The sequence below is a fragment of the Mucilaginibacter sp. SJ genome (genome assembly GCF_028993635.1).
Lineage (GTDB): Bacteria > Bacteroidota > Bacteroidia > Sphingobacteriales > Sphingobacteriaceae > Mucilaginibacter.
In genome coordinates this window covers 5,028,340-5,040,912 of sequence record NZ_CP118631.1, presented here as the reverse complement: position 1 = coordinate 5,040,912, position 12,573 = coordinate 5,028,340, and the positions used below count along the sequence as shown (strand labels likewise).

Below are 12,573 nucleotides of genomic sequence, written 5' to 3'. Positions count from 1 at the left end.
TAATTAAAATTGAAAATAAATAAATGCACCAGCCGACCCACTGTTAACCATAATAAAAAACAGCATACAGCCATAAGTTATAACATCAAGCTTCGGATAAACTTTAGGATACAGATTGGTATCTTTTAACAAATAAAAAGCATGATATACAACTACACCCAACCCATAAGCGATGATACTAATTTGATCCATACCGAGTTTAAAAGGAAGATGTATGTTTGTATAGATTGCTTTAAGATAAGCAAGTACGTGACTAAAATTTGTTAGTTTAAACATTAGCCATAAAATAGTAATTGTTATAAATACGTAGGCAATGCCAAACGCACTACGTTTATTATGATCCAACTTATCTTTCAAAATAAAGCGTTCTATCATTAAAGCCAAACCGTGCATACTACCCCAAATAGCATAGCTCCAAGCAGCACCATGCCATAGTCCGCCTAAAAACATAACTATAAATAAATTAATATAGGTACGGAACTCTCCTTTTCGGCTCCCCCCCAACGGGATATATAGGTAATCGCGCAACCAGGTTGAAAGTGAGATATGCCACCTGCGCCAAAACTCAGAAAATGAAGATGAGATGTATGGAAAATTAAAGTTATCGGGGAGGTTATAACCCAATAAAGCGCCCAAACCAATGGCAATAAGAGAGTAACCCGCGAAGTCGGCAAATATTTGCATAGAGTAACCCAATAATAAAAGCACCAGATTGCCAGTTGAAAAGCCGAGGAAAAACGGATATTGCATAGTTGCCGTAATCTCGTTAAGGTTATCTGCCAATACCATTTTCAAAAAGAAACCGAGGATAATTTTCTTAAAGGCGTTACTCCATTTTATATCCTGAAAATATTTTGTTTCCATTTGGGGATAAAACTCCCGCGCTTTTAATATAGGCCCAGCAATAAGATGCGGAAAAAACGAGATAAAAAAAGCCGTTTTTTTGAAGTGCTCGGTAAATGAGCTGGTTTGCAGATTTAAAATTGTTTTTCCTTTATAAAGATCCATTAAAAGGCTCACCCCTTCAAAAGTATAAAAAGAGATACCGATAGGCAATGGGATAGTCATCAGGAAATGAGCAACGCCATTATTAAGTGACAAGTCTCCGGCAAGTGACGATGCTATAAGTGGGCTGTATTTAAAAAAAGCCAGCAGACTGATATTAAACATCACCCCAAAAAGCAGTATCTTTTTTACATGTTGCTTCTTTACCTTATAAACACTAAAGCTAAAAATAGAATTTATCAGTACTGAAAATACCAGTAGCAACAGCAATAAGGGCCTTTCGTAGGCATAAAAGAAAAAACTTGCAATAATTAATGTGTATATCTGGTTCTTTTTGAAAAAAGACCATGGAAGATAATATACAATAAAAGTAACGATCATGAAGATCAGGAAAGCGTAACTGTTAAATAGCATCGGCAATTTTTTATAAGTAAATAATAATGAGTTACTTCAGATATTTCTTTAAAGAAATTAATCTTTAATCTACATAAAACTTTATAACGCAACGATTAAACAACACTCCACAATATTTGTTTTTAGTAACTTTTACTTAATTACCCCAGTAATTTGACATCTATATAGCTATTGTAGCTATTTATTGCGTATAATTGCAGTTTAAATGCAAAACTCTACTATTTAGGTGGGGTTAGCAGTGTTTTATCGGTAACATGCATAAATATTATCTTACTCATCTGCAGGAATTAGAATCAGAAGCCATTTACGTTATCAGGGAAGTGGTTGCACAATTTGATCGCCCTGCCATCCTGTTTTCGGGCGGGAAAGACTCTATTGTTGTAACACATCTGGCAAAAAAGGCGTTTTGGCCTGCTAAAATCCCTATGCCTCTCATACATATTGATACAGGGCACAACTTTCCCGAAACTATGGAGTTCAGGGATAAGCTGGTGGAAAACCTTGGCGTGCAACTCATTGTTGGCTCCGTTCAAGAATCAATCAACAAAGGGCGTGCAGTTGAGGAAAGTGGCATCAATGCAAGCCGCAACGAACTGCAGATAGTAACCCTGCTTGATACCATTGAAAGTAATAAGATAGATGCTGCTATCGGCGGTGCACGTCGTGATGAGGAAAAGGCCCGTGCTAAAGAACGTTTCTTTAGCCATCGCGATGAATTTGGCCAGTGGGACCCTAAAAACCAACGCCCTGAGCTTTGGAACATTTTTAACGGCCGTAAGCGTATGGGCGAGCATTTTCGCGTGTTCCCGATCAGCAACTGGACCGAAATGGATATCTGGAACTATATTTTGCAGGAAAATATAGCCATACCTTCTCTATATTTTGCACACCGGCGTAACGCTGTTAACCGCGATAATACCTGGCTGCCAGCTTCTGAATTTTTACAGCTTCGGGAGGGCGAAACTATCGAAAATAAACTTATGCGTTTCCGTACCCTAGGCGATATCACTATTACCGGCGGTATCGAATCAGACGCCGATACACTGGAAAAGATAGTTGCTGAAGTATCCGCTACCCGTAGCACCGAACGAGGCAACCGAAGCGATGATAAACGCTCAGATACCTCAATGGAAGACAGAAAAAAGCAGGGTTATTTTTAAAATTTGATTCATGAGCCTTCAGGCTGTCAAGCCCGAAGCAAAACATACCACCACAATGGAATTATTACGTTTTACTACAGCAGGTAGTGTTGATGATGGGAAAAGCACACTCATAGGGCGCTTACTGTACGATTCAAAATCCATCTTTGAAGACCAGATGGAAGCTGTAAAACAATCGAGCGAACGAAAAGGGCTTCAGCATGTTGATCTTTCATTACTAACCGACGGTTTACGTTCGGAGCGAGAGCAGGGCATCACTATTGATGTTGCCTATCGCTATTTTGCCACTCCCAAACGAAAATTTATTATTGCCGATACCCCCGGCCATATCCAATATACCCGCAACATGGTTACCGGCGCTTCAACCGCCAACCTTGCCCTGGTACTTATTGATGCCCGCAAAGGCGTAGTTGAACAAACCTGCCGCCATTCATTCATTGCGTCGCTGTTAAAAATCCCGCATATTATTGTTTGTGTAAATAAAATGGATTTGGTTGATTACAGTGAAGAAGCATTTAATAAAGTAGTTGAACAATACGAAGCATTTGCCGCCAAAATTGATGTCACCGATATCCGCTTTGTGCCGATCAGTGCCCTGGCTGGCGATAATGTGGTTAACGATTCGGAAAATATGCCGTGGTACAAGGGCGAAAGCTTGCTGCATACACTGGAAACCATTCATATTGCCAGCGATGAAAACCACTCCGATGCCCGCTTCCCGGTGCAAACAGTGATCCGTCCACATGCCGATGAACACCATGATTATCGTGGTTATGCTGGCAGGATTGCAGGTGGTATTTTCAGGCCGGGTGATAGGATCACGGTGCTGCCATCGGGGCTAACATCGACCGTTAAATCTATCGATACCTATTCTGGCCCTGTTGACGAAGCTTTTGCACCAATGTCGGTTTCAATTACTTTGGAGGATGATATTGACGTAAGCCGTGGTGATATGCTTGTAAAAGACGACAGTGAACCACAAGTGAGCCAGGATCTCGACGCTATGATTTGCTGGATGGCAACCCGCAGTCCGCGCCCGGGCGCAAAATATTACCTCAAAACCACTACTCGCGAGGTAATGTCGATCATTAAGGAGGTTTATTATAAACTGGATATCAACACACTTGAGAAACGGGAAGAAAATACTGATATTAAGATGAACGAAATGGTGAAGATCCGTTTACGTACTACCCAGCCGGTAGTGTTTGATGAGTACCGCAAAAACCGGATCACAGGTTCACTCATCCTGGTTGATGAATCAACCAATGAAACTGTAGCAGCGGGAACATTCCTGTAAGCTACCAGCAAAAAGTATAAAAATAAATGCCCGGCTCCTAAAAAAGCTGGGCATTATTTTTATAAATCTTAATTGGCTACTCTGTAGCGGCCAATCTTTCGATGCAGACATTCAAACTATCCCGCCAGTAAGGAATCTTAATGTTAAATGTTTTTTTGATTTTAGCTTTATCCATTACTGAAAATGCCGGGCGCCGCGCCTTTGTTGGAAATTCAGAAGTACGTATTGGATATACTTTAATATCAGTGCCTGAAATATCAAAAATGCCTTTGGCAAAATCATACCATGAGGTTACACCTTCATTACTGTAATGGTAAATACCGTATGCCTTCTTTTCGGATACAATAATATCAAGAATTACGCCCGCCAGGTCAATAGCATAAGTAGGAGTTCCTACCTGATCTGCTATTATCTTAAGCTCATCACGCTCAGAACCAAGCTTTAACATAGTTTTTACGAAATTATTGCCATACTCAGAGTAAAGCCAGCTTGTGCGGATGGTATAATATTCGTCAATAATTTCTGCGATTGCCTGTTCACCTTCCAGTTTGGTGACGCCATATACGCTAATAGGCTCAGCAAAGGCCTCTTCTGTGAGCGGCAATGCCACATCTCCCTTAAAAATAAAATCAGTTGAGATTTGCACAAGGGCGGCACCGTATACTTTGCAGTGCTTAGCAAGATTTGCGGCACCGGTTTTATTGATCGCCCGGGCCAGGTCAACTTCATCTTCTGCTTTATCAACAGCAGTATAAGCTGCACAATTGATAGCAAAGGTTGGTTTATACTTCTCAAAAACAATATCAAGCAAATCTTCACGGAGGATATTGGCTTCATCTTCCGGCAAAAAATGAACATAATCAATTCCTCTTTCTTCGGCAACTTTTTTTAAGCAGTTACCCAATTGCCCTGATGCTCCAAATACGATTACGTTATGCATTGTTTGTGATTGTATATTTTAAATTAAAAAGAAGAAAAAGATTAAAAACCAAAATCAGGAGCATCCTTTAAAAACGGCAGTTCAAGATCTTTATCCGACACCAGTACATCACTGCCGCTTAATCTCCAATCAATATTTAATTCGGGATCGGCATAATGTAAACCACTTTCAGACTCTTTATTATAATAATTATCGCATTTATACTGAAATACAGCTTCATCGCTCAATACAATAAAGCCATGGGCAAATCCGCGGGCAATAAAAAATTGCTCGTTATTCTCTTCGGTTAACAGCACACTATGATACTGCCCATAAGTTGGCGAGCCTTTGCGAAGATCAACAGCTACATCAAATACTTCGCCTTTGGTTACCCTAACCAGCTTAGCTTGTGAAAATTCACCTTTTTGAAGATGCAGACCGCGTAATACACCTTTGGTTGAATATGATTGATTATCCTGTACAAAATTGACGTTGAAGCCTGTGGCATCAGCAAACCGTAGTTGGTTAAACGATTCAAAGAAGTAACCACGATCATCATTAAAAATATGTGGTTTTATTAATAAACATCCCTCAAGCGGGGTTGGTATTACGATCATAGGATATATTTAAAATAAATAAAAGCGGATTGCATCCCGATTTCCATTATCGAAGATAAGGCAAAATACGTTACACGTACCGATGGTGTATTTTAAAAATATTCTTTTTTTACACTACTAACAAGCAGCAATTACAAACAGCTGAGTATTAAGCGCATAGAATTTAAAACATCGAGCAGTTAGAGAGAGAGTACCATGAACGGACCTGCAAAATAATTATTAGCAGCCAAATGTCAAAAGCCGGCTTATACCGGCTTTTGACCAAAATAAAATATACTTTTATTATTGCGCAACCAGCGCGCCTTTGTTTAAAAAGCAGCGTATACTAAATGCAGTAATAGCTATATTATTGAACTTTAACTTTAATAACAATTTTTTTTATATAACCAGGTTCACCATTAGCGTAAACAGGTGCATGGCCATCCTGCGGAAAAAACACAGCAAACACGTTATTACCAATCACCACTTCCCCCTGACGCTCTATCTTATTATAAAAGGTAAAATCCTTCTCTACATTATACTCGGTATTCGGGGTTAAAAGGTTAAGATTAGCCCACGGAATAAGTTCGGTGCCTTTAATACAATATTGAACATCTATAACATATTTGTGCGCCTCATAACCAAAATCATTTTCAACCTTGGTTTCGTATTCCATTACAACAGCTTTCGCTGTGTCTGTTAAAGGATATACACCCAGTTCAATTTCGGGGTCGGCATTTTTAATAAATTTTAGTCCTTCGTAAATGTCGTTATTAATTGTTTTATAAAATTCAATATTGTCAAGTGTATCAATAATCATGTTATCTGTAATTTAAATAATTTCATTAATATTCTTTTTAATTATCTTTTAACAAAAAAATACTCCCCTTTGTAAGGACCTACAGGCAAATAATCAAAAATTAAAAGCGGGATAAGCGTAATCCCAAATTCTCCGCTTGCTTTGAACAGGTTAGGGTAAGTTTCGGTCGGTTCTGTTATCAGCGGCGAGTTTAAAGCTTCATGAAATGTAATATTTCGCTCTTTTAATACTCTTGAGGTGTTTAATAATGCCTGGATTTGTATATCATTAAGGTCAAAAAGGCTATCGAAATCAACTCTTGGAAATACCTCGAGCTTGCCGCCGTAACCTGCATTAAATATTTTCACTCCACGATTGGCAAAAAACTCCCGTCCTTCTTCAAACTTTTCAAGCATTTCATGCACGGTTGGGTTATGATATTTAAGCCCTTTACCAAAATAACGCGGGTCAAAATGATTTGGATCTTTTTCGGCAGCTTCCCAGTTACGTGAATTTAACTTTTTAACCTTTTGATCGGCAAATGTCATATCAACACCTATAAGGTATATTTCGGTAAAACCCATATACGCAACAACCTGTATCGCACCATTTACAACAGTTTTATTAATACCACAATATGGCAAATCGGCCCTGAATTGTGGTTGATCCATATTTAACCAATGTACGTTATCTCTATGGCTGATGTATTTTGAAAATTCAACATTGGAGGGATGTATATCAGGGAAGAAAGCATGTTCAACAAGAGGTAATATTTCCTGATTTATCTGGCTGTACATGTCCTTAATTACAAGGTCGTCAGTCACCATGTAAAAGTTCGGCAACCAGTTAAGCCGTTCAAACATAAGATTAAAACGGTTAAAGCTGATTGTATATTCTCCTTCAAGCAAATACAAGGGCATTTTATTAAGACTGGGACCATTGCCAATAATAAATATCCGCTTGCCTTTATATTTATTTTTTAGTTGTTTCCATTTCTCAATATTTTTCACGTCATTAGGTCGCGTAAGGCGCTTAAGCTTTACAAGGCCATATTTCCAGGTCCGCATGGCAAAGACTTTAACCCCATCATTCCGTATAGTGCTTATACCCTTGTCTATCAAAGACTTCATAAATCGTTATTATTTTTTAAACAGGGAATAAAAATCAATCTTCGGAAAAATATCAAGCTTACCATTAATGGTTGCATCAATTATTTTGCGTCCACTTTTTTCAAAAGCAACTTTTGCCATATTATAAGCCAGCTCTTCGCCTTTATAATCCGGAATACGCCACCCCATTCCTTTGGTATAATAGTTTTTTGTGAAATGGTTTTTTTCTTCGCCGGTTGCAATAACAAGTTTACCCGGGGTGCCAGTTTCCTCATAGCTGTGATCTTTACCTACCAGGTATACTTCATCAAACCCCATATAATAAGCAAGCTGTATACAAATATTAGTAACACTATGCCCGCCCCAAGAGGTTTCAGTAAGATCGGTAGAGAACCTTGGCTTGTAATCAGACCTGATAAACGTCAAATTTTCTTTATCGGTGAAATGTTTCCGGGCATTCCAGTTAAAAAATTTGGGCAATTTAAGCTCATCCAAATCATCCCTGAATTGCAATAATTGGATAGGGATATCATGCACTACAATGTAAGTTGGCATAAAACCCATTTGGCCCGCGTTAAGATACATGCGGTTCATTGCGATAGTTATTTCATCTTTCAACAATGAAACATCGGTATTTTTTAAACTTGGCCCATTAGCAACAATAAAGCACCTTTTACCTTTATGTATATTATGATACTGTTTAAGCTTAGCTTTGTTTTCGCGCGCCTGTTTACTGTTAAAGTGCCAGGAAACGTAATGCGGTATATCTTTAGCCCTTACCTTAATGGCGTTAGCTATCCTTTCAAGGGACAACTCGCTTAACGACATATCTTTCAGATATTTTAACCTGCTCATAGATATTGTTTTAACTTTTTCATTTCATCGCTGGCGTTGCGGCCCATGAAAAGAAAATCTGTACTGAAAGCTATAAAATTGTAACCCGCATCTTGTTTATCCTTTACTAATTCGATTTTAGGATCAATAACATGATACCCCATTGAAAAAGCTTTTTCGTTGCATGTTTCCTCAACCTTTTTAAGCGCTTCCTGCACTATTGGTTCGTTGTACTGTCCGGGAATACCTAATGAACCTGAAAGGTCATAGGGCCCGATGATTATGCCGTCGATACCATCGGTTGAAATAATATCTTCAATGTTTTTAACCCCATCGATATGCTCAATTTGCGCAATTACAACAAGGTGTTTACTCACCCACTCTTTATAGTCTTCAAAAGCATAACCATAACGCTGTGCACGGTTAAGGCCTACGCCTCTTTTTCCTACCGGCGGATATTTTGCAAATTCAACGGCCTGTTTAGCTTCAATCATTGAGCAAACCATGGGTACTATAATACCATCGGCACCGGCATCAAGCGCCCGTTTTATCACTACTTCTTCATTCTTTGATACACGCACCAAAGCGGCCATTCCCCGCGCTTGTATAAAGCCTATCAATATTTGTAATTCGTTGTAATCAATTGATGTATGTTCAAGATCAATAGTAAGCCAGTCGAACCCGGCTTCAGCCAAAATATCAATTACCGATTGATGCGGGATAGTGATCCAGGATCCTACAGTGTTTTTCTTGTCTTTTAGCTGTTGCTTCAGCGTCGTATTTTTCATAGGGAATAAAATTATTATGCTACATCGGCAAATACGGTAACAGCGCCGCCGTTACCATCTTCCACAAACATCGGAGCTACAACAACCGATTTTATTACCGTTTGTACCGATGCCAATGCCATATCTTCTATAACAAGTATTGGTTTCTTTTCTTCTTCGTCCGGACATAAAAACGCCTTGTGGCTTATGCGCCCTTCGGGCCTGAAATTCCACGAGGTTAACGATATAAAATCAAAACCGACGCAACGGAGGTGCGGAAACCTGGCTCTGAAATAATCAGCCAGCTCTGCCGCCAAGCCAGGACTATCATTCCAGTATTTATCAACCGTACGATATTGTTCATATCCTGTACGGATAAACAATAGTTCCACATCACGAGGAACCGCTGTTTCTACCTTTTTGAAATCCTCTATCGAAATCAGGATACCTGTTGCACAAGTGATGTCAACCAGTTTTACTTTGTCGTAAAAAAAATCATTAACAGGAAATTCATGTGTTTTTTTTCCTGTTGCCGAAAAATGGCGGGGCGAATCGATATGGGTACCTATATGGTTATTAGAAAACACCCAGCATGATGAGTTGGCTGTTTCACCTTTTAATATTGACGAATTATCACGTATAAAAATACGGTCGCGGTTACCGTAGGCAGGTGTAGATTGCGAAATTAAATGTGACAGGTTAATATTATTTCTCATTTTCAAGCTTCCTCTTCAACAGAAATTCAGCCCAGTAGAAGTCTTCCATATCATCAATATCAGCAGCTTCAAGCCGCTCAATAGGATACATCATTGGATTTGAGCCAAGCCTGTTTTTTGTTTTATAATTTGTTTCTTTTGAAAAAATATAAAAGCATGAGTTTTCATGAAATATAGGCTCCAGGTCCTGGGTACGTATCAGCACTTTAGGGTCGTGATTTACTCCACGGCCATCAGGCCAGTAAAACCGTGTTTTGGTTTCCGTAACCGAAAATAAAGCATCATGCTCGGTTTGAGCAAAAAAGGCTTCAATAGCTCCGTTTATTGATTCAACAGTTAACAATGGGTTAGTACTATGTGTTTGCAAAAAATACTGGGCATCCGTTTGTTCAATATCATACTCAATAAGTGGCTGGATACTTACCATATCACCTAATAAAAAATCCGGCCTTTGGTATACCCTTACCTTATCAAACTTGGCAGCACTTCCGGCTATCTCGTCTGAATCTGTGTTCACTAAAATTTCATTAATATAGGGGCTCTGAGAAAGCGTTTCCATTATCCAGTGAAAGGCAGGTTTGCCCACCAACGGGCGGATATTTTTGTGTGGTACCCTTTCAGAGTGGCCTTTCATAGGCACCAAGGCTGTGATTTTAGGTATTTCCATTTTATCAGATGGCTACTTTTATAGTGATTTTTTTAATGAATTCAGGTTTGTCAATGTAATGCTGTGGGCCGTGACCGTCTCCAGGAAACATAATAGCAAATATGCCCTCACCAATATCAACATGCGTTCCCTGTGGTGATGGATCTTTAAAAAATGTGCGGTCCTTTGCTTCATCATAAGGGATGTTAACATTCATTGCTTCAATGGGCGACCACTTTACACGCTCCAGGCCACGTACAGGGTATTGGATATCAATCACATGCTTATGAGCTTCATATCCTCTCGAAAAATCGGCAACGGTTTCGTATTCGCTTACAATGGCCTTTGTATTTTCATTGATAGGATAAGTACCGACTGCGATATCAGGAGTGGCATTTTTCAAAAACTGCAGGCCGGCATAAATGTCAGGTGACAGTGTTTTATATATATCAATATTTTTTAACTGGTCAAGTATCATACAGTTTGCGGGGTTAACTGGGTATCAAAATATTCTTTAAGCCATCCCACAAATTCGTCATCCATAGGGCGCATATCCCTGAAAATTTTTCCGATGCCTTTATTCAGGATTAAACCGAGGGTTTTACCCACGTTTTTCTTGTCTTTACTTAAAGCAACGGTAAATTTCTCAAGTTCAATATCGCTGATATCCGTACCTTCCCATATCTGGCTTAAAAGTTCGCGGATATACAAACGGGTTTCTTCAGTAATATAACCTAATTTAACAGATACAAAATTGGCCATATCCATACCATAGCTAACCGCTATTCCATGTGGGATACGGTAGTTAGTCAATGACTCAATTGCATGACCAAATGAGTGCCCATAGTTAAATACCAGGCGCTCGTTCTGATCAAATTCGTCTCGCTCAATATAGCCTTTTTTGATTTCAAGGCTACGGTTAATGATACCTGCCAACACTTTTTTATCGGTCAAGGCATCAGCATATTCTCTTTTTAAACGGTCAAAATCTTCAGGGCTTGATACAACATAATAGTGACACATTTCGCCAAGGCCTGATTTCAGCTCCCAAATGGAAAGTGTATCAAGGAAATGAAGGTTAATAAAGATTTGGTTAGGAGGGTAAAAACCTCCTATTTGATTTTTAAATTTTTTAAAGTTGATTGACGTTTTACTACCTATGCAGCTATCGCCCTGTGCAAGCAATGATGTTGGGAAAAACAACCATTTTACGCCGCGGTACATGATAGAAGCTATAAACGCTGTTGCATCCTGTGTAATACCGCCGCCGATAGCAACAAGGCGATGATTTTTGCGGAACCCGTTCTCAATAAGATCTTCAATAATTGGCTCAACACCCTGGTAGCTTTTAACCGATTCGTGGGCATCGATACCAATGTGCTTGAACTGCCCCAGTACAGGCGCAAGTACCTCTTTATATAGTTCCTTTATTTTATTATCAATAATAATAACATCACCGTCTTTTAACTCAGCAAGCAAGGTTTTCTGAGTATCTTCAATAAATGTTACACTATAATCATGAATTATAGATTTTACTGTAAAATTAAACATTGGTATATCCTCCATCAATAATTAAGTTCTGTCCTGTTAAATAACTGTTAAGCTCGCTTCCCAAATATAAAACAAGGTTAGCAATTTCTACCGGCTGGGCCATCCGTTTAATAGGGATGATATCGGTTATTTTTTTTAATTCCTCGGGGGTATTGGTTGTTGCTGTAAGTTCAGTAAGTGTAAAGCCGGGGCCTACCGCATTAACCAAAATATTATGTTCGGCAAGTTCGATGGCCAATGTTTTGGTTAATCCGGCTATCGCGTGCTTATTAGTTGTATAAATTGAGCGGCCCGGCCTTGTGATGGCACTCCATATAGAGGTTACATTTACTATACGGCCATAGCCATTTGCTTTCATTAATTTGCTCACTTCGCGGCACAATATATATGGGCCCTTAACATTCACATCGTTCAGCAAATCAAAATCGGCGTTAGAAGTTTCTGTGTTGGGAGCTATCTTGTTAATACCTGCGTTGTTTACCAACACGTCAATTTTACCCATTTCGTGTATTTTAGCCACGAAAGCCGTTACCGACCCTTCATTTGTAAAATCAACCTGAAGGTATGATATCCCTTGAGGATTGGTATTTTCGGCATTCAACTTTTCAACTTCGGTAGCTTTGGTACCGGTTAAAATAATGGACGCGCCCGCGTCCAAAAAACGATCGGCAATGGCTTTTCCAATTCCGCGCGTTCCGCCGGTGATAAGCGCCACCTTTCCAGACAAATCAATGTTTACGTTAGAAATACTGTTCATTTA

At 39.2% G+C, this 12,573-nt stretch carries 14 protein-coding genes; 2 read left to right on the top strand and 12 right to left on the bottom strand.

The annotated features are described in order from the left end of the window. Positions 1–3: 3 nt before the first annotated feature. A complete protein-coding gene (locus MusilaSJ_RS20995) occupies positions 4–1,419 on the bottom strand; it encodes an MBOAT family O-acyltransferase (protein WP_274986766.1) in 1,416 nt (471 codons plus the stop codon). Between the two features lie 254 nt (positions 1,420–1,673). Here MusilaSJ_RS20995 and cysD point away from each other — a divergent pair, with 254 nt between their 5' ends. Continuing rightward, positions 1,674–2,579, top strand: a complete 906-nt coding sequence (cysD, locus tag MusilaSJ_RS20990; RefSeq protein WP_274986765.1) for a sulfate adenylyltransferase subunit CysD — start codon at positions 1,674–1,676, stop codon at positions 2,577–2,579. Positions 2,580–2,589: 10 nt separating this feature from the next. Then, positions 2,590–3,876: a sulfate adenylyltransferase subunit CysN gene (cysN, locus tag MusilaSJ_RS20985; RefSeq protein WP_274986764.1), complete on the top strand. Its 1,287-nt coding sequence runs from the start codon at positions 2,590–2,592 to the stop codon at positions 3,874–3,876. A 76-nt stretch (positions 3,877–3,952) separates the two neighbouring features. Here the strand turns inward: cysN and rfbD are convergent, their stop codons facing one another. The 11 genes from rfbD to MusilaSJ_RS20930 all read right to left on the bottom strand — a co-directional run bounded on the left by rfbD (position 3,953) and on the right by MusilaSJ_RS20930 (position 12,570). Further along, on the bottom strand, positions 3,953–4,816 hold the full coding sequence (gene rfbD, locus MusilaSJ_RS20980; protein ID WP_274986763.1) for a dTDP-4-dehydrorhamnose reductase: 864 nt from the start codon (positions 4,814–4,816) through the stop codon (positions 3,953–3,955). Positions 4,817–4,857: 41 nt separating this feature from the next. Then, on the bottom strand, positions 4,858–5,412 hold the full coding sequence (rfbC, locus tag MusilaSJ_RS20975; protein ID WP_274986762.1) for a dTDP-4-dehydrorhamnose 3,5-epimerase: 555 nt from the start codon (positions 5,410–5,412) through the stop codon (positions 4,858–4,860). Positions 5,413–5,758: 346 nt separating this feature from the next. Beyond that, positions 5,759–6,211 carry a NanQ anomerase/TabA/YiaL family protein gene (locus MusilaSJ_RS20970; protein WP_274986761.1) on the bottom strand — a complete coding sequence of 151 codons (453 nt, stop codon included), beginning with the start codon at positions 6,209–6,211 and terminating at the stop codon, positions 5,759–5,761. A 41-nt stretch (positions 6,212–6,252) separates the two neighbouring features. Then, complete coding sequence (locus tag MusilaSJ_RS20965; protein WP_274986760.1) at positions 6,253–7,320, bottom strand: 6-hydroxymethylpterin diphosphokinase MptE-like protein; 1,068 nt, start codon at positions 7,318–7,320, stop codon at positions 6,253–6,255. A 9-nt stretch (positions 7,321–7,329) separates the two neighbouring features. Continuing rightward, positions 7,330–8,154 (bottom strand): 6-hydroxymethylpterin diphosphokinase MptE-like protein, encoded by an 825-nt coding sequence (locus tag MusilaSJ_RS20960; protein WP_274986759.1) that lies wholly within the window; start codon positions 8,152–8,154, stop codon positions 7,330–7,332. Further along, the gene (locus MusilaSJ_RS20955) at positions 8,151–8,921 is read right to left on the bottom strand and encodes an HpcH/HpaI aldolase family protein (RefSeq protein WP_274986758.1); all 771 of its coding nucleotides are present in this window, start codon (positions 8,919–8,921) and stop codon (positions 8,151–8,153) included. The genes MusilaSJ_RS20960 and MusilaSJ_RS20955 overlap by 4 nt, the downstream gene beginning before the upstream one ends. A 14-nt stretch (positions 8,922–8,935) precedes the next feature. Next, complete coding sequence (locus MusilaSJ_RS20950) at positions 8,936–9,616, bottom strand: cyclase family protein (RefSeq protein ID WP_274986757.1); 681 nt, start codon at positions 9,614–9,616, stop codon at positions 8,936–8,938. Continuing rightward, positions 9,606–10,283: an acylneuraminate cytidylyltransferase family protein gene (locus MusilaSJ_RS20945; RefSeq protein WP_274986756.1), complete on the bottom strand. Its 678-nt coding sequence runs from the start codon at positions 10,281–10,283 to the stop codon at positions 9,606–9,608. The genes MusilaSJ_RS20950 and MusilaSJ_RS20945 overlap by 11 nt, the downstream gene beginning before the upstream one ends. A gap of 4 nt (positions 10,284–10,287) precedes the next feature. Further along, positions 10,288–10,740: a NanQ anomerase/TabA/YiaL family protein gene (locus MusilaSJ_RS20940; protein WP_274986755.1), complete on the bottom strand. Its 453-nt coding sequence runs from the start codon at positions 10,738–10,740 to the stop codon at positions 10,288–10,290. Further along, a complete protein-coding gene (locus MusilaSJ_RS20935) occupies positions 10,737–11,813 on the bottom strand; it encodes an AroB-related putative sugar phosphate phospholyase (cyclizing) (protein ID WP_274986754.1) in 1,077 nt (358 codons plus the stop codon). The genes MusilaSJ_RS20940 and MusilaSJ_RS20935 overlap by 4 nt, the downstream gene beginning before the upstream one ends. Next, complete coding sequence (locus tag MusilaSJ_RS20930) at positions 11,806–12,570, bottom strand: SDR family NAD(P)-dependent oxidoreductase (protein ID WP_274986753.1); 765 nt, start codon at positions 12,568–12,570, stop codon at positions 11,806–11,808. Before MusilaSJ_RS20930 ends, MusilaSJ_RS20935 begins: the two co-directional genes overlap by 8 nt. Positions 12,571–12,573: the final 3 nt, after the last annotated feature.

Coding starts and splice junctions, on each gene's coding strand:
- MusilaSJ_RS20940 (WP_274986755.1), bottom strand. CDS start 10,740: ATGATACTTGACCAGTTAAAAAATATTGATATATATAAAACACTGTCA.
- MusilaSJ_RS20935 (WP_274986754.1), bottom strand. CDS start 11,813: ATGTTTAATTTTACAGTAAAATCTATAATTCATGATTATAGTGTAACA.
- cysN (WP_274986764.1), top strand. CDS start 2,590: ATGAGCCTTCAGGCTGTCAAGCCCGAAGCAAAACATACCACCACAATG.
- rfbD (WP_274986763.1), bottom strand. CDS start 4,816: ATGCATAACGTAATCGTATTTGGAGCATCAGGGCAATTGGGTAACTGC.
- MusilaSJ_RS20950 (WP_274986757.1), bottom strand. CDS start 9,616: ATGAGAAATAATATTAACCTGTCACATTTAATTTCGCAATCTACACCT.
- MusilaSJ_RS20960 (WP_274986759.1), bottom strand. CDS start 8,154: ATGAGCAGGTTAAAATATCTGAAAGATATGTCGTTAAGCGAGTTGTCC.
- cysD (WP_274986765.1), top strand. CDS start 1,674: ATGCATAAATATTATCTTACTCATCTGCAGGAATTAGAATCAGAAGCC.
- MusilaSJ_RS20965 (WP_274986760.1), bottom strand. CDS start 7,320: ATGAAGTCTTTGATAGACAAGGGTATAAGCACTATACGGAATGATGGG.
- MusilaSJ_RS20995 (WP_274986766.1), bottom strand. CDS start 1,419: ATGCTATTTAACAGTTACGCTTTCCTGATCTTCATGATCGTTACTTTT.
- rfbC (WP_274986762.1), bottom strand. CDS start 5,412: ATGATCGTAATACCAACCCCGCTTGAGGGATGTTTATTAATAAAACCA.
- MusilaSJ_RS20955 (WP_274986758.1), bottom strand. CDS start 8,921: ATGAAAAATACGACGCTGAAGCAACAGCTAAAAGACAAGAAAAACACT.
- MusilaSJ_RS20970 (WP_274986761.1), bottom strand. CDS start 6,211: ATGATTATTGATACACTTGACAATATTGAATTTTATAAAACAATTAAT.
- MusilaSJ_RS20945 (WP_274986756.1), bottom strand. CDS start 10,283: ATGGAAATACCTAAAATCACAGCCTTGGTGCCTATGAAAGGCCACTCT.
- MusilaSJ_RS20930 (WP_274986753.1), bottom strand. CDS start 12,570: ATGAACAGTATTTCTAACGTAAACATTGATTTGTCTGGAAAGGTGGCG.